Origin of the sequence: Microcystis aeruginosa FD4 (assembly GCF_009792235.1) — a bacterium.
GTDB lineage: Bacteria > Cyanobacteriota > Cyanobacteriia > Cyanobacteriales > Microcystaceae > Microcystis > Microcystis viridis.
The window spans coordinates 4,088,088-4,109,771 of sequence record NZ_CP046973.1; the positions used below are offsets into that span (position 1 = coordinate 4,088,088).

Below are 21,684 nucleotides of genomic sequence, written 5' to 3' on the forward strand. Positions count from 1 at the left end.
TCAGTTATCAGTTATCAGTTATCAGTTATCAGTCATCAGTTATCAGTCATCAGTTATCAGTCATCAGTTAAGTAGGGAGGCACAATTATTTGTAGGATGGGTTAGCGCACTTCGTAACATAATCGGGCGTTGGGTTTCATGCTTCAACCCAACCTACGTTCATCTTATATTTAATTCCACCCACCCACTTATCAGTTATCAGATTTGAGTTCTAAGTGAGCAGTATGTATTAAGTGAGCAGTATTAAATAGTAGTTTGCCACTGTCTTTTCACTGATCACTGTTTACTGATCACTGATTACTGATCACTGTTCCCTGATCACTGATTAAAACCAATCATCATCGTCATCATCCCAGTTATTTTGGGGGGGGATATTGCGGGAACGATTGCCGCTGCTGCGGTTACTTTTACTATTGTTATAACTTTTTTCCTCCGAACGGGGGGAACTTGACCAATCGCTATTGCGGCCATTGTAGTAATTGTCCTGATTGGGGGGGCGATAACTATCTTGATTAGCCGAATAATTGGGTCGATAATCACTTTGATAACCCGGTGTACTGGGACGATAATCCTGGCGATAACGATCGCGGCGCGGTTCGTAGGGAAGATCATCTTCCTTATCCCCGGTAAAAGTCTTGCGAATAGCACTAAAAAAGCCCTCGTCTTCCTCGTCGTATTGTAGCCGTACCTCGCGATTTAATTCATAAATAACATCCTGTAAATCCGCTTGGGCGCGATCGATGCGACGGTCATCATTTTTCTCCAAAGCGTCGATAATTTCCGTACTCAAAGACTCAATTTGACGACGATAGGAACGGGTAAACTCATTACCAAAATCGAGAGTAACATCTTTTAAGCGTCGTTGGGCTTGATCCACCAGAGAGCGGGCGCGATTGCGTTTATCGACCTTTTCGCGACGGGTACGATCTGCTTCGGCAAATCGGGCAGCATCGCCGATCATGCGGTTAATTTCCCCTTCGCTGAGGGTAGAAGCGCCTTGAATGGTGACACTTTGCTCGCGTCCGGTCATTTTATCCCTAGCGGTGACTTGTAGAATACCATTAGCATCGATATCGAGGGACACTTGCACTTGGGGAATACCCCGGGGTGCGGGGGGGATACCGGTTAATTTAAAACGTCCCAAGGATTTATTATCGCTGGCCATTTCCCTTTCTCCCTGCACAACGTGGATTTCGACCACAGTTTGATTATTTTCGGAAGTGGAAAAAAGGTCAGCTCTGCGGACGGGAATAGTGGTATTGCGGGGGATTAACTTTTTCATCACACCGCCGATGGTTTCTAAACCCAAGGATAAAGGGGTTACATCGAGGAGCAGCACGTCTTTGACCTCGCCGCCCAAAATTCCCGCTTGAATAGCCGCCCCGACCGCTACAACCTCATCGGGGTTAACATTTTGATTGGGTTCCCTATCGATAAAACTCCGCACTAAATCCTTAACCACCGGCATCCGCGTACCGCCGCCGACCAGTACCACTTCATCTAGTTGGACGGGGGACAAACCGGCATCAGAAAGGGCGCGTTTGAGGGGACGACGGAGACGACTGATTAAATCGCCGCATAATTCCTCAAATTGGGCGCGACTCAGGCGAGTTTCGATGTGTTTGGGTCCGTCTTCCGTGGCGATGATAAAGGGCAGATTAATATCGGTGACGCTGACCCCAGACAGTTCAATTTTGGCTTTTTCTGCCGCTTCTGTGAGTCTTTGTAGTGCTTGCCGGTCTTGGCGCAGCTCCACGCCTTCCTGTTCCAAAAATTGATTGGCTAACCAATCGACGATTCTTTTATCGAAATCATTGCCGCCTAATTGGGTGTCGCCACTGGTGGCTTTCACCTCAAAAACGCCGTCACCCACTTCTAGGATAGAAACATCAAAAGTACCGCCTCCCAGGTCAAAAACGAGGATTTTCTTGCTTTCCTGTTCATCGAGACCGTAGGCTAGGGCGGCGGCGGTGGGTTCGTTGAGAATCCGCAGCACTTCTAACCCCGCAATTCGGCCCGCATCCCGGGTGGCTTGACGTTGGGAATCATTAAAATAGGCGGGGACGGTGATTACGGCCCCGGTGACTTCTTCCCCTAGATAACGGCTGGCTTCTTCGGCTAATCGGCGTAAAATTAGGGCGGAAATTTCTTCGGGGGCGAATTCTTTTTGCAGACGGGGGCATTTAATTTTGATATTGCCCATCTCATCCCGGCGGATGGTGTAGGGGACGCGCTTCGATTCGGGGTTTAATTCCGAGTAGCGACGACCTATGTAGCGTTTGACTCCATAGTAGGTGTTTTGGGGATTGAGTACCCCTTGTCGCCGGGCCATTTGACCGACCACTAACTCCCCATCTTTATTAAAACCGACCACAGAAGGGGTGGTTCTCATGCCTTCCGAGTTGGCGATGACCACTGGCTTTCCGCCTTCCATCACGGCGACGACGGAGTTAGTTGTCCCTAGATCAATGCCTACTACTCTACCCATGCTTGTTTTTGTCTCCCCCTAGATTTCGATAACTTCGGGACTTTTACCTTCGATCGATAGTTTAAATCGCTTAATGCTTGTTGACAATATTGTATCGAATTGTCTTAGGTTCTCGCTCTCGATTCGGGGGGGATTGAGGGCGTGATTACCGAAGCTTTTAGCGATCGCTGGCGATCGGGCTTGGGAGGTTTAATACTAAATCATTAGGGGTCGAGAATGGAGTCGCCTCCATCCCCTCCTATTCAGAACCGGACAGGAGACTTTCACCTCATAAGTGGTCAGACAAAATTAATTAGATAATTTTCTCCGAATTCTCTCAGACTTTTTTCCACAGATTTAACCAAAGTTTCCCCGCTAGAGTTGGCATCTAAGCTGTATGGCATTTAAACTGCGTCTTGGATTTTATAGTACAAATGATCGAACTCCCTCTCCCCGCTGCCAACTCCGGCGCTCATAGACAGTCTTAACGAGTAATTTAGATAGTCAACAGCTTATCCCCAGCCATTCATACTTAATAAATCCCCACAAGATTTCAATCAAATTCAACTGAGGCAAATACGGCGGATTCAAGCTCGGTCTGGTACATCTTCTCAGTGGAAAGGCTTATCCAATCAGGAGTAGTATAACTACTGTCTTACTGACTGCCAACGACTAAGGAAAATATAGCAATTATTGGAGCCATGAGGTACAATAGAAGGCCAATAGACAAATAATTGAGAGGCAGAGCAGACATGAGACCCTATTCAGTAGACTTTCGCCAAAAAATTATCGATGTCTGGGAAAAAGAAAGAATTTCTATTCGAGAACTAGCCAAAAGATTTAATGTGGCCAAAAGCTTTATTCAAAAGTTATTGAAACAATATCAAGAAACTGGAGATATCCGTCCCCGTCCCCAAGGAGGCAGTCCCCCAACCAAGTTAAATAGTGAGCAATTAGTAATTCTTGTCGAAATCATCGAAGCTAACAGGGATGCAACTCTCCAAGAATTATCTAACTTACTCTCTGAAAAGACACAGATTAAAGTCAGTAGATCCACCCTAGGGCGAATTACGAAAAAACTGAAGCAAAGTTTCCCAAAAAAACGCCCCACGAGTCCGAAAAAGTCGGAGAAAAAGTAACAGAGTTTCCCATTTGCTCGTCGATGAAGTATTGGTCAATTGAGTCCAGCAGAAAAACACCTAAAAAAGAAGCAAAAATATGGCGATATAGTCAATATTTATCGAGGGCATCTCATCTCTGGGACTTTCTCCCACTTATAATGAGCAGCAGAAGTTATTAAAAGAGGGTGAATGCAATTCGTCCCTACAAGCCCAAAATATGATATAGATATTTCTATAAAATTGAGCTGCAGCCTTTCACTGATTACTGATTACTGAAAGGTCTCCTATCTCGACTACTTATAGTTAATCATGTATTTCTGGCAATTTCGTGTTTATCAGCGTCCTTTGCTGCGTCCCCTACAAACCCATCACGGACTATGGGAAATTAGGGAAGGAATTATTATTCGCTTAGAAGCGGAAGATGGACGAATTGGATGGGGAGAAATTGCTCCTTTACCTGAATTTGGTTCAGAAACATTATCGGCAGCAATATTATTCTGTCAAAGTCTCGAAAATCCCCTATCAATAACTTCAATTTTTTCTATTCCCGAACAATTTCCCGCGTGTCAATTTGCCTTTGAATCAGCTTTAGAAGATTTAAGTATCGAGAATCAATCAAGAGAATTAGAAACGAAAAATTATAGTTATTTATTGCCCACTGGTGCAGCAGTATTTCCTTGTCTAGATGATATTTTAGCCGCTCATAAAACTAATACTTATAAATGGAAAATTGCGGTCAATTCTCTCGCAGAGGAGTTAACCTTATTTGAAAAATTAATTGGCCGATTACCCAGGGGAATTAAATTGCGTTTAGATGCCAATGGAGGATTAAGTATTGCTGAGAGTAAAATCTGGTTAAAAATTGCCGATGAATGTCAACTAATTGAATTTATCGAACAACCTTTACCCCCATCTCAATTAGCGGAAATGTTGCAATTAAGTCAAGATTTTACCACGGAGATTGCCTTAGATGAATCGGTGGCCAATCTCCGACAAATAGAGGAATGTTATCAACGGGGATGGCGAGGAATTTTTGTGATTAAACCTGCTATTACTGGTTCAATACAAGGGTTAAGAAATCTCTGGGAAAAATATCCCTTAGATTTAGTATTTTCCTCGGTTTTAGAAACTAATATCGGCAGAAAATCCGCTTTACGTCTAGCACAAGAATACCCACGAAAGGAGCGAGCTTTAGGTTTTGGTGTGCAACAATGGTTTAATAATAATGAACCCGATTGGTTAGAAAAACTGTGGACGACATCAGCAAACAATTAGCATATCTCAGTCAAAAAAATTGGTTATATGGATACAATAGCCAGAAATTTTATCAATTATATCAGTCCTATTGTCAGAAATTTATCGCAGCAGATAATCCTCGATTAACTATACTTCTGTGCGAAGGCAATCCCATTAAATTTTTAGCGATATTCTTGGCTGCTGTCAGGGTCAAAAGTTGCCTATTTCTAGCTAATCCCGACTGGAAAAGTAACGAATGGCAACAGGTTTTCTCTCTGATGCAACCCGACTATATTTTTGGTGAAAATATCAAGGTTTATAACCATAATTCTCCTCCTGTCAATCCTTTGACTAATTCTCTGATGATACCCACGGGAGGAACCTCGGGAAAAATTCGCTTTGCTATCCACAACTGGTTAACTTTAACTGCTTCTGTCAAAGGTTTCTCTGAATATTTTCAAGTCAAGCAGGTTAACTCTTTTTGCCTATTGCCCTTATATCATGTTAGTGGTTTAATGCAGTTTCTCAGAAGTTTTTTAACTGGGGGAGATTTTGCTGTTATTTCTTACCATAAAATCAAACAAAAGCGCATAAATAATCTCAATCTTCAAGATTATTTTATCTCCTTAGTCCCCAGTCAATTACAATTTTTTCTAGAAAATGATCCTCAATGGTTAACCAATTTTAAAACAGTTTTACTAGGAGGTTCCCCTGCATGGCCATCTTTATTAGAAAAAGCTAGAGAATATAATATTTCCCTATCTCCCACCTATGGAATGACAGAAACTGCCTCACAAATTGTCACCCTTAAACCAGAAGATTTTCGACAAGGAAATAATAGTAATGGACAGGTATTACCCGATGCTCAGATAAAAATTAATCCCGATAACCAGAAAATTATTATTGAAGCAAAATCTTTATTTTTAGGCTATTATCCCCATCTTAATCAAGCAAGCTACTTCGAGACCGATGACTTAGGTTATTTGGATGAAAGTGGTTATTTATATATCATTGGTCGCGATAGTCAAAAAATAATTACCGGAGGAGAAAATGTTTATCCTCTTGAGGTAGAAACTGCCATTAGACAAACTAATTTAGTTAAAGATGTGGTGGTTTTAGGGTTACCAGATGTCAAATGGGGACAGATAATTGTCGCTTTTTATGTACCCGTTAACTCTCAGATAAACCAGACAAGTATTCAATCCCAGATTCAAGATAAATTAGTCAAGTATAAACTGCCGAAACATTGGATAAAATTACCAGAGATACCAAAAAGTCCCCAAGGGAAGATTAATCAAACCACTTTAATTAAATTAGCTGAAACTTTTTTGACACCGAGTCAAACTCTCGACGATACTTAACCAAACCTTGCACTCCTGTTAAGCAATCAATCCGTAATTCTAAAACCATAAATACTTCCTCTGGAACCGGATACTCACAGGATAAATTTTTAGTTTGAGCGGTTATAAACCCAAAACGATGATAAAAATGCGGGTTTCCTAAAACCACCACTGCATCAATTCCTCTAGCGGCACATTCCCTTAGACTATATTGAGTTAAAAGAGAACCGATGCCCTTGCTTTGATAATCGGGTAAAATGGCTATGGGTGCTAATCCCAGCAGATTCAAATTAGGTTTATTTTCCGACTCTAAAGACACTGGACTATAGAGAATATGACCGATAACTTTTTCTTCTTCTACAGCAACAAAAGAAAAGACAGGGACATTATTTCTCAAAGTCTTGACTAAATTAGCTTCATTTTCTCGGTCAAAAGCCAAGCGATTTACTCGGTATATGGCAGCAAAATCGCTGTTTTTTTCCCGACGAATTTCTGGTAATGGTAATCTCTGGCTCATTTTATTAATAAATGTTAAAAGTTGATAGCTATCTTGCTAAAGATTGACCGCTCAGGCAATAATGGGAAGGTTTATCATCCCCATTAAAGTAAAGAATGCTCAACGCTTTTATTTGGCTACCGATTATAGGGGCGATACTGATTGCCTACACGCCTCTAGAGGCGAAAAAAGTGCGAGGATTAGCTCTAACTCTTTCTGTCGTTCTCTTACTGCTTAATATTCTCCTTGGCTGGCAATTTGACCCTAGTAACCCGCAAATGCAGTTCACGGTTAACCTGCCTTGGATTAATTTCCTCGGTTTCAATTATGCTCTCGGTGTCGATGGCTTATCATTTTCATTACTTTTTCTTAACAGCATCTTGACAATAATTGCTCTTTATGCTAGTGGTACAGAGGTTAACCGACCCAGATTTTACTATTCCCTGCTCTTGTTACTCAATGCTGGAGTAGCGGGGGCCTTTCTAGCGCAGGATTTACTGCTATTTTTCCTATTTTACGAATTAGAAATCGTCCCCCTTTACTTTCTCATTGCCATTTGGGGGGGTCAAAGACGCGGTTATGCGGGCATGAAATTCTTATTATACACGGCAATTTCTGGCTTTTTAGTGCTAATTTCCTTCCTCGGCTTAGTTTGGCTAACTGGTGCTAATAATTTCGCCTATAATCCCCTTTTATCGAACAATTTACCCGTTAAAACCCAATTACTGCTCCTCATCCCCCTTCTGATTGGATTAGCCATCAAAATCCCGATTTTTCCCTTTCATACTTGGCTACCGGATGCCCACGTGGAAGCATCTACCCCCGTTTCTGTGCTTTTAGCGGGAATATTACTCAAATTAGGAACCTATGGACTGCTGCGCTTTGGAGTCGGTTTATTTCTCGACGCTTGGGTAACTCTCGCCCCTTGGTTAGCAACGATAGCAGCTATCAGCGCCCTCTACGGGGCCAGTTGCGCTATTGCCCAAAAGGATATGAAAAAAGTAGTGGCCTATTCTTCCATTTCCCACATGGCCTATATTTTACTAGCGGCGGCGGCCACCACCAGATTAAGCATCACCGCAGCGATTTTGCAGATGATTAGTCACGGTTTAATTTCCGCTTTATTATTTTTGTTGGTGGGAGTAGTCTATAAAAAAACCGGCAGCCGGGATGTGGATTATCTACGCGGTTTATTAAATCCAGAAAGAGGTTTACCAATCACGGGAATGCTAATGATTTTAGCGGCTATGGCCAGCGCTGGCATCCCTGGAATGGTGGGATTTATCGCCGAATTTTTAGTTTTTCGTGGCAGTTTCCCGATTTTTCCGATACAAACGCTCTTATGTTTGGTCGCTAGTGGTTTAACCGCAGTATATTTTCTCCTGATGATTAATCGGGTTTTCTTTGGTCGTTTAACCCCTGAATTATCGCGCATTCCTCGCAGTACCTGGCCCGAAAGATTTCCCGAAATTGCCTTGGCTTTATTTATTATTGTTTTGGGATTACAACCGAGTTGGATGATTCACTGGAGTGAAAACCAAGCATCAGTGTTATTAACCCGGACGGCAATCAGTCAAAAGCAATCATAGACACCTTTTCCGGAATTTTTTCAACCTAGACCGAAACTAACTTGTGGATAGGAGCCGAAACGTCAAAAATTTTTGGCTTTGCGGAGGGAATTAACCGTTAAAACCACCTGTTCCCCCACCAGTTCAATTTCTTCTAAAGTATTAAAACGACTCAACCCGAAGCGCAGGGAGGCATAAGCGAGAGATTCGGGGCGACCCAAGGCAGTTAAAACGTGAGAGGGGGCGGTATGGCTAGAAGAACAGGCAGAACCGGAGGAAAGCGCCACTATTGGCTGTAATCCTAACAATAACGCCGCACTGTCCACCCCTTCAATACTAATATTTAAATTTCCGGCTAATCTTTGGCTAGGATGACCATTGAGATAAATTCTGTCTAATTGACTGATAATCTCCCATAAACGGGCTTTTAACTGATTTAAGTAGCTGTTATCTTCTTCAATCGCTTTGATGCCCAATTCTACTGCCTTGGCAAAACCGACAATTTGCGGTGTAAATATTGTACCCGATCGCAGTCCTTTTTCCTGGCCTCCCCCTTGAATTTGAGCGGCGAGACGGACTCTGGGGTTTCGGCGCCGGACGTACAGCGCACCGATTCCCTTTGGTCCGTGGACTTTGTGGGCAGTTAAGGACATCAAATCTATATTCATTTCCTCCACATCTAGGGGAATTTTGCCGATTGCTTGGGCTGCGTCCGTATGAAAAAGTACCTGATACTGGCGACAAATCGCCCCAATTGCCGCTAAAGGTTGAATCACCCCAATCTCGTTATTAGCGGTCATAATTGACAGCAAAATCGTATCAGGACGCAAAGATTTTTCTAGTAGTTCTAAGTCAATTAGGCCATCAGCCCCGACGGGTAAAATTGTCACCTCAAAACCCAATTTTTCCAGATAATGACAGGGATCTAAAACGGCGCGATGTTCTGTCACCACCGTAACTATGTGCCTTCCCTTGGCGAAATAGGCTTCGGCAACCCCTTTGATAGCGAGGTTATTAGCCTCCGTTGCTCCACTGGTAAAAATAATTTCTTCGGGACTACTATTAATAGCAGCGGCGATTGTTTCTCTTGCTTGTTTAACTGCAGCCTCGGCTGTCCAACCATAGACATGATTAATACTATGGGCATTACCAAAGTGTTCGGTAAAATAGGGCAACATCGCCGCCAGAACCTGCGGCTCTAGGGGTGTCGTGGCGTGGCAATCTAGATAAATCGGCTTTTGAGACATATTTTTCCCCTGCGGGGGATTCGGGAAGGATATATCCTCTGTTTTAACAGAATCTCTGAAAGTGGATTGCTAATCTATGTTAACAAAAAAGTATCGGATAGTAGTCAACAGCTGACGACTCAGGCCAGAACTTTAAGATTTAATAATGAGAGCGCAATCGCTCTCTGACAGCAGTTACAATTTCCCTATTCCAATGTTGTGCAGTAACCCAACAGGATTAATAACACATATTTTCCGGCTCAATCATGGCTAAAAAATCGAAGGCATTTAGTGAACTGCTCAGGCTGCAGAAAATGTCCCAAGGATCCGAAAAACCCTTGAAAAGCTTTGAGAAGAAATTAAGAGAAAAGTCATCGGCTTTCAAGGAAATTGTCGTCTCTCCTTCTGGGGAAGTCAAAATGTCGGAAGTTCTGGAGGATTTTATCGAGCCTTACCGCGAATCCAATGAAACGAAGGTATCTATGCGAACACTGCTGACCCTAGGGATAATCGCTTGGAATCTGGCGTTGTCCCCCGAATCAAAGCGGCAAGAGATGATAGACCGAGTTTTTAATAAAGACCTTCTTAAAGGAGATAAAAGGCTCAAGGCGGAGATTCAAGAGCTAATCCAGGAGCTAATCGCTAGGAAAAACCGTTATTTCTCGGAAAACAAGCGGATGATTGTGGATTTTGAGTTAAAAGAGCTAGGAAGCGAGTATCATCTCTCGGTTGCCTCCAGCTTGTCGCCAGAATTTTCCGAGTCAGAGTTTGCCTTCAAAGTCGGCGACTCGGTCATCGTCAAACAGGGTGTACTTGACCCAGATTTGGGGACTGACATCGGTGGTTGGCAAGGGAGAATTGTGACAATTGAGCGGCAGAGCAATCTCATCGGCATTGAATGGGATAGCATCACCCTGAAAAACATCCCCAGTTCGGTGATTGACCAGTGTGAAGTGGAAAACTTAGACTGGACTCAAATGTGCCTCTTCTCAACGGATGTGGAATTAACTCAACCTCGAGATACAGAAGAAGATGTGGCCGCCATCATTGAGCAAATTGAGTCTAACATCGTTGAAGCTATTTAACAGAAAAGAGAAAGGCAATTCCGGCGGTTGGCCGACGTTGACCCTTTGGAAAAAAGACTTGATTCATTACCCTATTGACCATCGAGCAGCGATTTGGAGGAGAGAGATTTGTGATGGATGATTCCCAGAAATACGAGGCTGACTGTCAAAAGATAAGAAAAGCCAATCATGAATTACTAAAGGATTTTGAGGGTTGGCTAGAATCATCAGGTCTGTCGGAAAAAACCATTAATAATCATGTTTCAAATATAGATTTTTATATCAACGAATATTTACTCTATGAGGATGCAGTAGAAGCCAAAGACGGGGTAGATATGGTCAGTGACTTTTTGGGTTATTGGTTTATCAAAAAGGCGATGTGGGCTAGTCAATCAAGCATCAAGGCTAACGCAGGTAGTCTGAAAAAGTTCTACACTTTCTTACTGGAAAAAGGTCTAATAGATAAAGATGATTTGCGAGAACTTAAAGAAACCATCAAGGAAGAAATGAGTGAATGGCTGGAAACCGTAAGGTGATTTGCCCAATCGAGATAGTTATGGAAACTATCCCACTTGTCTAGGTCAAGATTATAGGGCGGGTCGATCAGAATTAGTTGGACTGAGGAATCAGGCAATGCCTTTAAAAAGTCAACCGCATCTTGAATAAAGACACCATGAACCGTGCGAAGCGTTGAAATCCCAATGATCGTTGAACTATGCAAAACTCCATTCTTTTTCAACTGATTTATTGCCATGTGTCCACTATTAAAATGGGATTTATTAGCCATATAGCGTTACTTTATTTTGTAATGGTTGATGACTGTTCAGTTTCGTCGTCCTACTGCCGCCCAACTATTAATTATACCGCTCCCTGCGGTTCCGCACCCTCCTCTATCCTACTATCCCACTTCCATCGGTCTAATACCCCTAAATATTGGCATAATCACCGCAGAAGGCTTTCTAGCATTCCACTCAAGGATAGGTTAACTTAAAGCACCCGATCAGATTTGCGATCACACTATTACCTGCTATTTGTTACAATACGCTACTGCAACTTTAAGAATGTTTTATGTTTAAGACCATACAACATTTTCAATCGGATTTCATACATCAAATCTGTCACCAACTTCTTAAATCTGGTATAGACTTTCTGGTCAATCCTCTCCTCTGGTGCTAAATCACCTCCAGGAGCTACAGCATTGCGTAACCGCAGAAATAACTCTAAGGATTCCTTTAAATTAGGATTCGGATGTGCATAATCCTTCCAATGTTCTGGAAACTTTTCAAGTGCAAAGCTTTTGAGTAATTTGTTTAAGACGTTGAAACCAACATTACTCTCGGTATTAACAACTCTTGAAATAGGGCAGCTATCCCCAGCGTGAAACGCTTTAAGTGAAGCAAAAAAACTTACTTTTCTATTGTCATTTGTAGGATATTCCTTGAACTGTTTAAAGGAGTTTTCCCTGTGGTGAATAACTATTTCATCGCAAAAATCATGAAGATATCTGCCAACATTATTAAGTTCATCAATATAGAGGTTGAAAGATTTTTGGATAAAGCTTTCCCATAAAGAATAAATCATCGATATTGATTGAGTTGAGAAAATGTCTTGATGCTTTGAAGATAGAGAGTACCTTCTCGTAAAAATTGCTCTCTCAATTTCGAAAAGAACAGATATTCTCTCTTCAATAATCTCTTGCAATGCCCTATCAAAATCATCCATAGCCTATTGCTAAGTTTATTATTGAAAAATTTCATCTACTCTTTTAAGACGATTTCTAATCCGACTTTTACTATTAGAAGAGGTTCCAGAATACCTTTTGAAGTCGTCGTCACTTTTTAATTGTGTTATCTTTGATTTCAAAAGTTCAAGGTCTTCAGCATACGTCTCGATATTTTGAGCAACTCCGATTAATATACCCTCAAAATAAGCTGGAACAAATAAGTTTCTATCGTTTCTGAATATCTTGTTGTCTTCTATTTGGTAAATTAACTCTAAAACTCTCATGATGAGAGATTCATAAACATCATAGTCAAAATTAGCGTTCTCAACAGTTTTCTCCATAAAATTGTTTAAAAACTTCTCCATATTTTCATTAACATTTTCAGCATTTTTGTAGAAAGCAAAAAACCTAAGAACTAATTCTTGATCATATAATTCATTAAGTTTGCCACTACTTAATTGAGTAAGAGATTTGAAAACTTTGCTTTGACTAACTTTTAGTAAAAGCTCGTTAAGCCTGGGATTAACCCCTCGATAAATTGCATTTCTTATCTCTTGTGGAGTTAATTTTGAACCTCCAGAGTTGAGTCTTTTGAACAACTCATACTTCATGGAAGTACTACTTTCTCCTCTCAGAATTTCAACTCTACAAACAGCCCTTTTCAAGTTTATTTTTAGATTTGTTGGAAGATTGTCAACATTAAAGCCTTGCAAGCTTTTGACCAATCCTCCTTCTTGCAAAGTCCATTTATTTATAGTTTTTCTCTCTCCAGTTTCTTCCCCGCTTTCCTCATCAATTTCTTCTTCTTCTTCGACTACTGATCTGTCTCTATCTTCTTGATAGTCAATTGTCCATCCACTACCTTTTAGTTCACCAAAAAAACTTATGAAAGTAGAAACACGTGGCAATCCATCGACTAATTCCCATACACCGTTTTTATCCTCGGCCACAAATATTGGAGGAATTGGAATCGAGAGTAGAATTGATTCTATAAGTGCAGTTTTTTGTGCTTCTGACCATCGGAATAATCTCTGATACTCTGGTCTAATTATTAATTCATTATTTTTGTATAGGTTGATCAACTCCCCAAAAGAAATGTCAAGCCTATCAGACGAAAGTCTTTTTCTCTCATCTGAGACTTCTTTTTCGAGTAAGGCTACTTTTTCTGCAAGGTTTTCCATATTACTCAGGCTTAGTATGCTTTTCCAAGTATAACAAGCTAACAATGAAATTGATGACGACTCTGTGAAAGAGAGAACTCAGTTTTTGACAGTCTAACTATTAATCATATCGCTCCCTGCTGTCTCGCACCCTCCTCTGTCCTACTTCTAATTGACGTGCTGTTAGGCAGTGGCTTCGACACCGCACTCTTAGACTCACAGTTTCAATGAATGAGCATGGTGCGTTCCCAAAAACCTATTGGTGGAGCAGTAGGACTTGCATTAGGGAACGCACCCTACAGCTAGCTAAGCCACCTAACGGTGAAGTTAGGTGTACTTTCACAACTGATATCTTTAAGAACGCTTTTCTGGGTTCTAATATGGACCGAGGAATCTCTCTCCATTGAAGTGAATCATGTGATCGGGCTGATCAGCTACCCAAACTTCTGTTTCCCAAGAAATTTCAGCAAGATAACGAGTCATTTCCCTACGACTGGGAAAAGCAGTAACAAAGACAAGACCCTTACAGCTTAATTGAAAAAGTTGCTTTAGTTCATTGTGGCGCTTCAAATTCACTGGACCATGACTCGTCACCGCTTCTATAAGGACAAGCCAATCTTGGTATCTATGATAGATAACAAGATCAGGCATTTTCCCGTGAGTATCTAATTCAATCCCCATTTCTCGGAATTTTTGTGTTTCGTTGATTATAAATTTATCACCGGCATCGCCAATATATAGAACTACGCCCCCTGGCGTAAATCTTGGACAAAAGCTTTCTAAGATGTCTTTAATTAAAATATTTTGCCCACCTGATGAAAGCTGAATCGCCCGACCATCGGGTAAGGTTATAGGAATCATGGGCAGATTTCGATTCCTGGCTTGCAACAAATTAGTAACTGAAACTGCGTAATTTCTACGAGCTTCTTCCCACTGCTCAGAGCCATAAACTTGAAGCAGTGATAACGCTTGCCGATCAAGTTGGTAGCACCACCTAGGGCTATTAATTGGTCGGTCTGGTTTGTCTGGATTCTCGACCACCAGTCCCATCTGCACAAATTGATGCATTGTCTGTCGTCGAACAGTTTCCCGTGTGTTTGGTGCATATTGTTTTCCGTAATGATCACGGAACCAATCCATCATTTCTGTAATTCCGCGTTTTGGTGCAGTAGCTTGGCTCCAGGGTTGATCAGGTTGAATATCTGCTAACGCAAGTAAGCATAGTGCAGACCTTTCATTCTGTTGCTCTCTAGGAGCAGAGATAGCCTTGAGAATTGTAAGTGCTTCTTCGATTCGTTTGTTTGCTTGAACTGCGGTGCTTGCTTCATCCATAATTGATAGAACTTCATGTACAACTTGATCGATTTCTTCTTGGTTTAAGTCATTGTCCCCAACTTGAACTCCTATTTGGATTAAGTCATTTTTACATGGATACTTAACCCTACGAAGGTCGGTAGCATTGACTTGTGTATGTCCACTAAATTGACGAAAGTAGCTATCAAATAAAGTTGAATTCAGAAATGCGGCTAACCCTTTAGCTACATCAGGAGGCATTCCTCTGCCTTTAGCATGATAATAATTAAGATGATTTTCGACACCTAGAGATTTTGAACCAATAGGAGAACACACAGCAGCAACAACACGACGCTTTTCTTCTTTGGATGAAAAACGTTTTGTCAAAACATACCAGCCAGGCTCAATTAACCATTTTTCTGTTTCGTTATTTTTTTCTACCGCAATGGGCTTGCGGGGATTATCAGGAGGAAATACTACTTTCCTTACTTTTACAGATTCTGGATAAAGTAGGGGAACAGTTCTATCACTCAAATGGTTTCTTAAAGACGATTTCAGGCGAAAATCAACAACTGGACCAGTGGAAACTTCTAAGCCTATCTCATCCAATGTACAGGGCATTTTATTCATTTGAACTCTCAAGGAATTCTTGAGAGAATTTGTAACAATATGAATAAACTGTTCAGAATCATTCGGCTCAATCACTTCGTCATAGGAAGCATATCTAGATTCTGAAATCTCGTCTAATGCCATCTCAGCATTACTGGTTATTTTTACAGTGCCAGGTTTTTGTTTAGATCTTAGGGCGTGAAAAATAATATTTTCCTGTAATACCTCATCTTCTGAGAAGGTTGCTGATCTACTCTCAAATATATGGATTTTATCTAGTTTCATGTATTCTAGGAAGGCTTTTCGGAAAGGGCGAAAATACTTGCCATTGCAAAAACTTCTCGGCGTAATCGCAACCACTTCGCCATCGTCTATAAGTTGTACGATGGCAAGCCAAACAAATGCGCTGTAGAGATTTACAGTATCAATCCCAATACTTGCAAGAACTTTCTTTTCTGCTGATTGGCTGTGAATCTTTTTATAAGGTGGATTCAGAATCGCATGAGTAAAGCCCGGAACTACCTTCTTAAAGAGTGGCAAGTTCATTTCACTACTAGCTTTGATGAAATTCTCCTCCCGCAAGCAATAATCTGCTTGAATTCCTTTTCCGTTCAAAGCGGCACAGCATTCTGTGAGGGTTTGATTTAGCGAGGGGAAGAAGACTGGTTCGACTTCATATGCTGTAATGCTGCAACTACTAACCTGATCGGGGTTTGCCAGTAACCGCTCTACTACAGCAGCAGTTAAAGTTCCAATTCCAGCCCCAGCATCTAGAAGGTGAATATGACCAGACAGGTTGTTGAATTGTCCTGCCATGAAACGCGCAACAGTTGCGGGGGTCAAGAACTGACCCAACTGACTACGCTGTTTCAAGTTCAATCTTGAAGAGTAGTAGACTCTGGCTATATCAGCAGAATCAGTAAGGAACGTTGCCATCTGGTCATTTAGTAGCAGTTATGAATCAATAGCACAGAACTCCTTCCCGGTACACCTAACTATCAATTATACCGCTCCCTGCTGCCAACTCCGGCGCTCATGGACAGTCTTAACGAGTAATTTAGAGAGTCAACAGCTGAGTGGTCTGTCAATCTTGAAATTGTGGATAGGGGAATACTGCCAAATTATTCGCCCCCAATCCCTCAAAATCATCTTAACAGACCAATAGAATCGCCCTTAATTTTTGTCAATTGTCGGCCCCTAACTATATTCCTCCCCGACACTGAGATTAAAGAGCATTTGCAGGGATTGTAAACAACGCTTACGCGCTTCGATATCCTGTTGGGCCCGCAGTTGTACCATGGGTTCGTGAAGGATTTTATTAACGATACCGCGGGTCATTGCTTCGATAACTTCTTGGTGTTTTTCGGCGAATTCCGTCCCCAAACGGGAGAGGGCCTTTTCTAATTCCTGTTCGCGAATATCTTCAATTTTGCTTCTTAAACAGCTAATTGTCGGTACAGTGTCCAAAGAACGCCACCAAAGCTCGAAAGCTTCCACTTCCTGCTCTAGGAGTGCCTCTGCTTCCCTAGCCATCTGACGGCGACTTTCCTGATTGGCGGCAACCACCGCTTTAAGATCATCGACGTTAAAAGCTTGTACTTGTGCCAATTCCTTCACGTCGGTATGGACGTTGCGGGGAACAGAAATATCGATTAACATCAGCGATTTAGCAGTAATCGTCACTTCTGTCAATAAATTTTTAGTTAAAATTGGTTCCGTGGCTCCGGTACTGGTAAAGACGATATCCGATGCCGCTACGGTAGTCATCATCTCTTCTAAGCCATATAGTTGCAGCGGTACGCTAGGAAATTCACGGGCCAACTCCTGGGCCCGTCTTTGGGAGCGATTGACGATCGCAATTTGCTGAGAACCCTTAGCCAGAAGATGCGTAACTAATAATCGGGACATTTTCCCTGCCCCGATAATAGCGATTTTCTTGCTGCTGAGGTCTGCCACCTGAGCATGGGCTAACTCCACCGCTGCCGAACTGATCGATACGGCTCCCGTACCGATGCTGGTTTCCGTGCGGACGCGTTTACCGGCAGTCATCGCTTGTTTAAACAGGCGATCGAGTAATTGGCTAATACTATTGTACTTTTGAGCTAATTTATGGGTATTTTTAACTTGAGCGAGAATTTGCCCTTCACCGAGGACAAGACTTTCTAAACCGGCCGACACCCGCAGTAGATGACGGACAGCATCCTGATGCAGCAGGGTAAACAGATAACGACGCAGAACATTAAGGGGAATATGCCCGATTTCAGCGAGAAACTGGGTAATTTCCACCACGCCCTTTTCCGTATCCGTAACCACGGCGTAGATCTCCAAACGGTTACAGGTGCTGATGATGGCCACCTCTTGGATGTGGGGATAACCCTTAAGGTGGGTAAGAGCGGACTCGATTTTCGCTTCTGGGATACTCAATTTTTCGCGAATTTCCACAGGGGCTGTCTTGTGACTCAAGCCCACTACAGCAATATTCATTTATGTTCTCCTACAAATGTTGCTCAGGCTACAAAAATTATTGATAAAGATCAGTGCGTTATGTCTCTAATTGTTGCAATTTAGTCCCAATCGGGATGCAAATAAAAGATGTTTGAAAAAAAACTTTATATATTTTTACCAATGGGGGCGAGGTGAGCCATACCCACCCCACCGGGTCAGAGAATTATCTCAGTTGAATGTATTTGGGTTGGTCGAACAGGTGAACGGTATCGACAAAGCGAGCGGTTTTCGATTGGGTGGAGATAACCAAGCTTTGGGTACGAGCGCCACCGTGGAAGAAGCGTACCCCTTCCATCAGGGTGCCGGGGGTGATCCCACAGGCGGCAAAGAGGACGGTTTCGCCACTGGCTAATTCTTCGCAACCGTAAACGCGATCGGGATTGGTGATGCCCATTTCTTGCAGACGAGCGATATTACCCTCGCGACTTTCGCCGATTAAACCGGTTTTGACCACTTCGGGATCATAGATTAATTGTCCTTGGAAGTGACCCCCCAGACAACGCATAGCCGCCGCCGAGATTACCCCTTCCGGAGCGGCACCGATACCCATGAGAGCATGAATATTAGTTCCCGAAAAAGCGCAGGAAATAGCGGCCGATACGTCACCATCGCTGATCAGACGAACTCTGGCCCCAGCGTTGCGGATTTCTTGGATTAATTCCTTGTGACGGGGACGATCCATCACCACTACCACCAATTCTTCCACCGAACGATTGAGACAATCGGAAAGAACTTTCAGGTTTTCCGTCGCCGATTTATTAATATCCACATGACCTTTAGCTGCTGGGGGAGCCGCTAATTTTTTCATATAAAAGTCAGGAGCGGCGAATAATCCACCTTTTTCGGAGATCGCTAACACGGCCATAGAACCATTTTGACCGTAGGCAACCAAGTTAGTGCCTTCGCAGGGATCGACGGCGATATCGATTTCGACTAATTCGTCGGGATTACAATATTGTTTGGCATCAGCTTGGGTACAGATACCCACTTCTTCGCCAATATAGAGCATGGGAGCTTCGTCTCTTTCCCCTTCTCCAATAACGATGCGACCGCGCATATGGATTTTATTCATCCGTTCGCGCATCGCTTCCACAGCGACGTGATCGGCGGTATTTTTTTCACCTTTACCCATCCACTTCGAGGAGGCAATGGCAGCCTGTTCGACCACTTCGATAATTTCTAACCCTAGCGTACTTTCCACTCGATGATCCTCCCTACAACTGAATCTATGATTTATCTAGTGAGTTTGTTTCCTTAACAGTCAAAAGTCTATCACCAGACGGGGATCATTCTTAAGTTTTTATGTAGATCATCTCGAGGAGACCAGTATGGCTAGGGAGTTTTTGGGACTATTATCGCCTAATCTTGGCGATTGGGACTTTTATCGCTGATTTTGGCGTTAATATAGCCCCTGTTATCGTTCTGGTTGGGATCGTTAAATAACAGACCTCCTGCATGATTAAAAAGTCAGTCCATTTCAGGCGAGAAATCAGCCTATTCCCTGACTTCCGCCGGAATTCCCCTGGACAAAGCTCTAATCCTTAAAATCCTAACGTTTTAAAGGATAAATGCCCGGTGGCAACCAAAATCCTTCTGTATAGCCATTCTCCCATTGCATAAAAACATGATCGAAGAAATCGAGGTTTTCAGCATGAAGGTCTTTAATTTGCCATTTAGGCCCGTTTATTCCGGTTTCTGCTGGCTCATTCTCTTGACCTGGGTTGGGAAATTGAGTCCGTTTTGCCCCATCTTTGGTGATGAAATAGATATGACCAGACTCGTTCTCCGTTACTTGGGACTTCCAGCGTGGCGCTCTTGCTCCAATTGCCCCACGAGGTGCTAGGTAATCTTTTTTCAAAAAGTAGAGAAATCCCAGACGACGCAGTTTTTTCTCAACGCCTGTAACTTGAACATTATCAATTAAACAGGGGTCTTGGAAAAGTGCTTTGACGGTGGCTAATCCTAACTTTTCAGCCCGATATTTCATCACACAGGAGACAGAATAAGCGCAGGGTGCAAGATGAATACCGTATTGATCTTTTTTTTGTGCAACTAATTTATCTAGTTTCTCATGACCTTCCTTCGTTGCTTCCATAAAGGTTTCTTTGGACTGAAGAATGGGCAGGATTCCTTGTTCAAATAGCTTGCATCCTTCTTCTTCACTTAACTTGTGATCTGTTGCTAGGAACTTGGTGTGTTCAAGGTTTTTATAGGCATCTAAAACTAAACCCTGATAAATAGTTTTAGTATAATCTGAGGGAGCTGCCACATAAATTATAATGCTGGTTTCTTCTTTATGATTAGCTTGATCATAGCCAAAGGCAGTAATTTTGCGCTTCCCAAGATTCGTGAATCCTGAATAAGTAATCGACCAAGAACCGTCTGCTTTAACCTGATTATTGCCTAGGGAATATTTGTCATCTGCTGTGAGTTCTACAGTGACTATTCCAGAATTTACTTTGCCTGTAAAAGTAACAGGTTTTAGACATTCAAAGCGAGCATCATTGATGGGACTAATAATTTGTAGGGAAGTCATGATATTTCTCCTATGAGATTGTTGAAAAATTGACTGTTAGACGAATTGATCACCCAATGAAGGATTAAAAGCGAATCGCTTCCAGATCAGTACGATAGATACCAACTTTATGAATTTCCTCTGGTAATCTTGGCCAGATGTGGACTTCACTCTCAAAGGGAGCATCTCACCTTTGTAATAAGTAGAAATGCTTAATGAACTCAATAAAAAAGTTAAAAAAGGCAACCATTTAGATAGGCAGAGCGATGACGAAGGACTTGCGGTACATTACCAGATTCCCAACTTGCACCAGTAATTTTAAGACGATGAGCAATTTGTTTAATTTTTGATTCAACAGAGCCAGAGCCAATCGAAATGCCCTCTGCCTGCAAATAACCATAATTGACAATTCGATGTTTATGCTTGTTCAAATAAATAATAAAATTCTCCACTTGCGGCTCTGACCATCCCTCAAAACAGGAGATAGCAGCATCCACTTCCCCCTTCCATAGAAAACATTTTACCTCATCAATCCGCTGGAATGACCCGCCAACTTTATAGAGGTTTTCGATTAAATGATACCAATCCAATATTTCAATTCTTTCCTGTTTCTCTCCTATCTGACCAAATAAATTCCAGATACCATCATGTCCATCTCCTAAACAAATTAAAGGTTCAGCCAAAACTTGAGAATTAACCAAATCTAATAAAGCCGAGTTATCTTGAAAAAAGGCCGCTACCCCCAGTTGATGAAAACTCACTGCTTTATAATCACGCCAAATCAAGGCTTTTCCCTTGGCAGTTCTTAGTCGTACCTTACCGCCATCTATGCTCATTTCTTCGACTTCAACTTCTGGGTTAGACGGTAATTCTTCAAAAGCATAGCGATGTACGAGGCGTTGTTGGGTACTGTGAGAAACAGCAATTCCTGTCAATGATTTGATTTTCTGCGCCGATTTCTCGTAGGATTCATCGCCACTTAATAGCAAACAGTTCTTCTCTAACATTGGACTCATCTGAGTCCGAGGCTTTACTTCTAACTTCTTCGCTTGTTTTTCTGTAATTGGTAATTCGCCCAAAATACTTTTTACTTTTCTTGTCCGACCGGCTGTTTCTCCTGTGCTTGTTTTGACAAAAAAATACCGATTTCTGGGTTGACATACTGAATCATTAAATCTCTAACAGTCTCTTCTATCTCTGCCAAGTTATTAAATTTCTCAACTTGGGATTGTTCATAAAGACATTGCCCTAACTCTTGACATAACTCTTTAATTCTTTTTTCATTTTCTGATAACATTGGACTGTTCCTCCCATCGAGATATATTCTGAATCGTAAGTTATAACTATTATAATCTCATTTC

13 protein-coding genes and 3 pseudogenes are annotated in these 21,684 nt (G+C 42.0%); 6 read left to right on the top strand and 10 right to left on the bottom strand.

Annotated elements, in window-relative coordinates; all coding sequences use genetic code 11:
- Window positions 1-325: 325 nt before the first annotated feature.
- Complete coding sequence (gene dnaK / locus GQR42_RS20305; RefSeq protein WP_158201358.1) at window positions 326-2,488, bottom strand: molecular chaperone DnaK; 2,163 nt, start codon at window positions 2,486-2,488, stop codon at window positions 326-328.
- A gap of 731 nt (window positions 2,489-3,219) precedes the next feature.
- On the opposite strand from dnaK, the pseudogene GQR42_RS20310 reads away from it, so the two are divergent.
- From GQR42_RS20310 to GQR42_RS20320, 3 genes and pseudogenes are all read left to right on the top strand, one after another.
- Window positions 3,220-3,659, top strand: a pseudogene (locus tag GQR42_RS20310) (helix-turn-helix domain-containing protein); the annotation flags it as partial.
- Window positions 3,660-3,897: 238 nt separating this feature from the next.
- Window positions 3,898-4,863 (top strand): o-succinylbenzoate synthase, encoded by a 966-nt coding sequence (locus tag GQR42_RS20315; RefSeq protein ID WP_158201359.1) that lies wholly within the window; start codon window positions 3,898-3,900, stop codon window positions 4,861-4,863.
- A pseudogene (locus tag GQR42_RS20320) lies at window positions 4,839-6,178 on the top strand (2-succinylbenzoate--CoA ligase); the annotation flags it as partial. The gene GQR42_RS20315 and the pseudogene GQR42_RS20320, both read left to right, overlap by 25 nt.
- 116 nt (window positions 6,179-6,294) lie before the next feature.
- Here GQR42_RS20320 and GQR42_RS20325 read toward each other — a convergent pair.
- Window positions 6,295-6,681, bottom strand: a pseudogene (locus GQR42_RS20325) (GNAT family N-acetyltransferase); the annotation flags it as partial.
- 95 nt (window positions 6,682-6,776) lie between these two features.
- Between GQR42_RS20325 and GQR42_RS20330 the strand changes: the two are divergent.
- Window positions 6,777-8,249: an NADH-quinone oxidoreductase subunit M gene (locus GQR42_RS20330; protein ID WP_158201362.1), complete on the top strand. Its 1,473-nt coding sequence runs from the start codon at window positions 6,777-6,779 to the stop codon at window positions 8,247-8,249.
- Between the two features lie 62 nt (window positions 8,250-8,311).
- Here the strand turns inward: GQR42_RS20330 and GQR42_RS20335 are convergent, their stop codons facing one another.
- Window positions 8,312-9,475 carry a cysteine desulfurase family protein gene (locus tag GQR42_RS20335; RefSeq protein ID WP_158201363.1) on the bottom strand — a complete coding sequence of 388 codons (1,164 nt, stop codon included), beginning with the start codon at window positions 9,473-9,475 and terminating at the stop codon, window positions 8,312-8,314.
- A 245-nt stretch (window positions 9,476-9,720) separates the two neighbouring features.
- Between GQR42_RS20335 and GQR42_RS20340 the strand changes: the two genes are divergently transcribed.
- Together GQR42_RS20340 and GQR42_RS20345 are read left to right on the top strand one after the other, a co-directional pair.
- Window positions 9,721-10,539: a hypothetical protein gene (locus GQR42_RS20340; protein ID WP_158201364.1), complete on the top strand. Its 819-nt coding sequence runs from the start codon at window positions 9,721-9,723 to the stop codon at window positions 10,537-10,539.
- Window positions 10,540-10,652: 113 nt separating this feature from the next.
- Complete coding sequence (locus tag GQR42_RS20345; protein WP_158202534.1) at window positions 10,653-11,054, top strand: recombinase; 402 nt, start codon at window positions 10,653-10,655, stop codon at window positions 11,052-11,054.
- A 508-nt stretch (window positions 11,055-11,562) separates the two neighbouring features.
- On the opposite strand, the gene GQR42_RS20350 is transcribed toward GQR42_RS20345, so the two are convergent.
- The 7 genes from GQR42_RS20350 to GQR42_RS20380 form a co-directional block, all read right to left on the bottom strand.
- Window positions 11,563-12,240 (bottom strand): MAE_28990/MAE_18760 family HEPN-like nuclease, encoded by a 678-nt coding sequence (locus GQR42_RS20350; RefSeq protein ID WP_158201365.1) that lies wholly within the window; start codon window positions 12,238-12,240, stop codon window positions 11,563-11,565.
- Window positions 12,241-12,258: 18 nt separating this feature from the next.
- On the bottom strand, window positions 12,259-13,422 hold the full coding sequence (locus GQR42_RS20355) for a DUF262 domain-containing protein (RefSeq protein WP_158201366.1): 1,164 nt from the start codon (window positions 13,420-13,422) through the stop codon (window positions 12,259-12,261).
- Between the two features lie 354 nt (window positions 13,423-13,776).
- Window positions 13,777-16,239: a BsuBI/PstI family type II restriction endonuclease gene (locus GQR42_RS20360; RefSeq protein WP_158201367.1), complete on the bottom strand. Its 2,463-nt coding sequence runs from the start codon at window positions 16,237-16,239 to the stop codon at window positions 13,777-13,779.
- Window positions 16,240-16,500: 261 nt separating this feature from the next.
- Window positions 16,501-17,787, bottom strand: a complete 1,287-nt coding sequence (locus GQR42_RS20365) for a glutamyl-tRNA reductase (protein WP_158201368.1) — start codon at window positions 17,785-17,787, stop codon at window positions 16,501-16,503.
- 184 nt (window positions 17,788-17,971) lie between these two features.
- Entirely contained in the window at window positions 17,972-19,009 is a 1,038-nt protein-coding gene (gene glpX, locus GQR42_RS20370) for a class II fructose-bisphosphatase (RefSeq protein WP_158201369.1), read from the bottom strand.
- Window positions 19,010-19,357: 348 nt separating this feature from the next.
- Complete coding sequence (locus tag GQR42_RS20375; RefSeq protein ID WP_158201370.1) at window positions 19,358-20,344, bottom strand: hypothetical protein; 987 nt, start codon at window positions 20,342-20,344, stop codon at window positions 19,358-19,360.
- A 212-nt stretch (window positions 20,345-20,556) separates the two neighbouring features.
- A protein-coding gene (locus GQR42_RS20380) for an ISKra4 family transposase (protein ID WP_158200527.1) occupies window positions 20,557-21,620 on the bottom strand; the annotation gives its coding sequence in 2 pieces (ribosomal slippage) (window positions 20,557-21,464 and window positions 21,464-21,620; 1,065 coding nt in all).
- Window positions 21,621-21,684 lie beyond the last annotated feature (64 nt).

Bases quoted from the DNA above. Each gene is read 5' to 3' on its own strand.
- dnaK (WP_158201358.1), bottom strand. From the start codon at position 2,488: ATGGGTAGAGTAGTAGGCATTGATCTAGGGACAACTAACTCCGTCGTC.
- GQR42_RS20315 (WP_158201359.1), top strand. From the start codon at position 3,898: ATGTATTTCTGGCAATTTCGTGTTTATCAGCGTCCTTTGCTGCGTCCC.
- GQR42_RS20330 (WP_158201362.1), top strand. From the start codon at position 6,777: ATGCTCAACGCTTTTATTTGGCTACCGATTATAGGGGCGATACTGATT.
- GQR42_RS20335 (WP_158201363.1), bottom strand. From the start codon at position 9,475: ATGTCTCAAAAGCCGATTTATCTAGATTGCCACGCCACGACACCCCTA.
- GQR42_RS20340 (WP_158201364.1), top strand. From the start codon at position 9,721: ATGGCTAAAAAATCGAAGGCATTTAGTGAACTGCTCAGGCTGCAGAAA.
- GQR42_RS20345 (WP_158202534.1), top strand. From the start codon at position 10,653: ATGGATGATTCCCAGAAATACGAGGCTGACTGTCAAAAGATAAGAAAA.
- GQR42_RS20350 (WP_158201365.1), bottom strand. From the start codon at position 12,240: ATGGATGATTTTGATAGGGCATTGCAAGAGATTATTGAAGAGAGAATA.
- GQR42_RS20355 (WP_158201366.1), bottom strand. From the start codon at position 13,422: ATGGAAAACCTTGCAGAAAAAGTAGCCTTACTCGAAAAAGAAGTCTCA.
- GQR42_RS20360 (WP_158201367.1), bottom strand. From the start codon at position 16,239: ATGGCAACGTTCCTTACTGATTCTGCTGATATAGCCAGAGTCTACTAC.
- GQR42_RS20365 (WP_158201368.1), bottom strand. From the start codon at position 17,787: ATGAATATTGCTGTAGTGGGCTTGAGTCACAAGACAGCCCCTGTGGAA.
- GQR42_RS20375 (WP_158201370.1), bottom strand. From the start codon at position 20,344: ATGACTTCCCTACAAATTATTAGTCCCATCAATGATGCTCGCTTTGAA.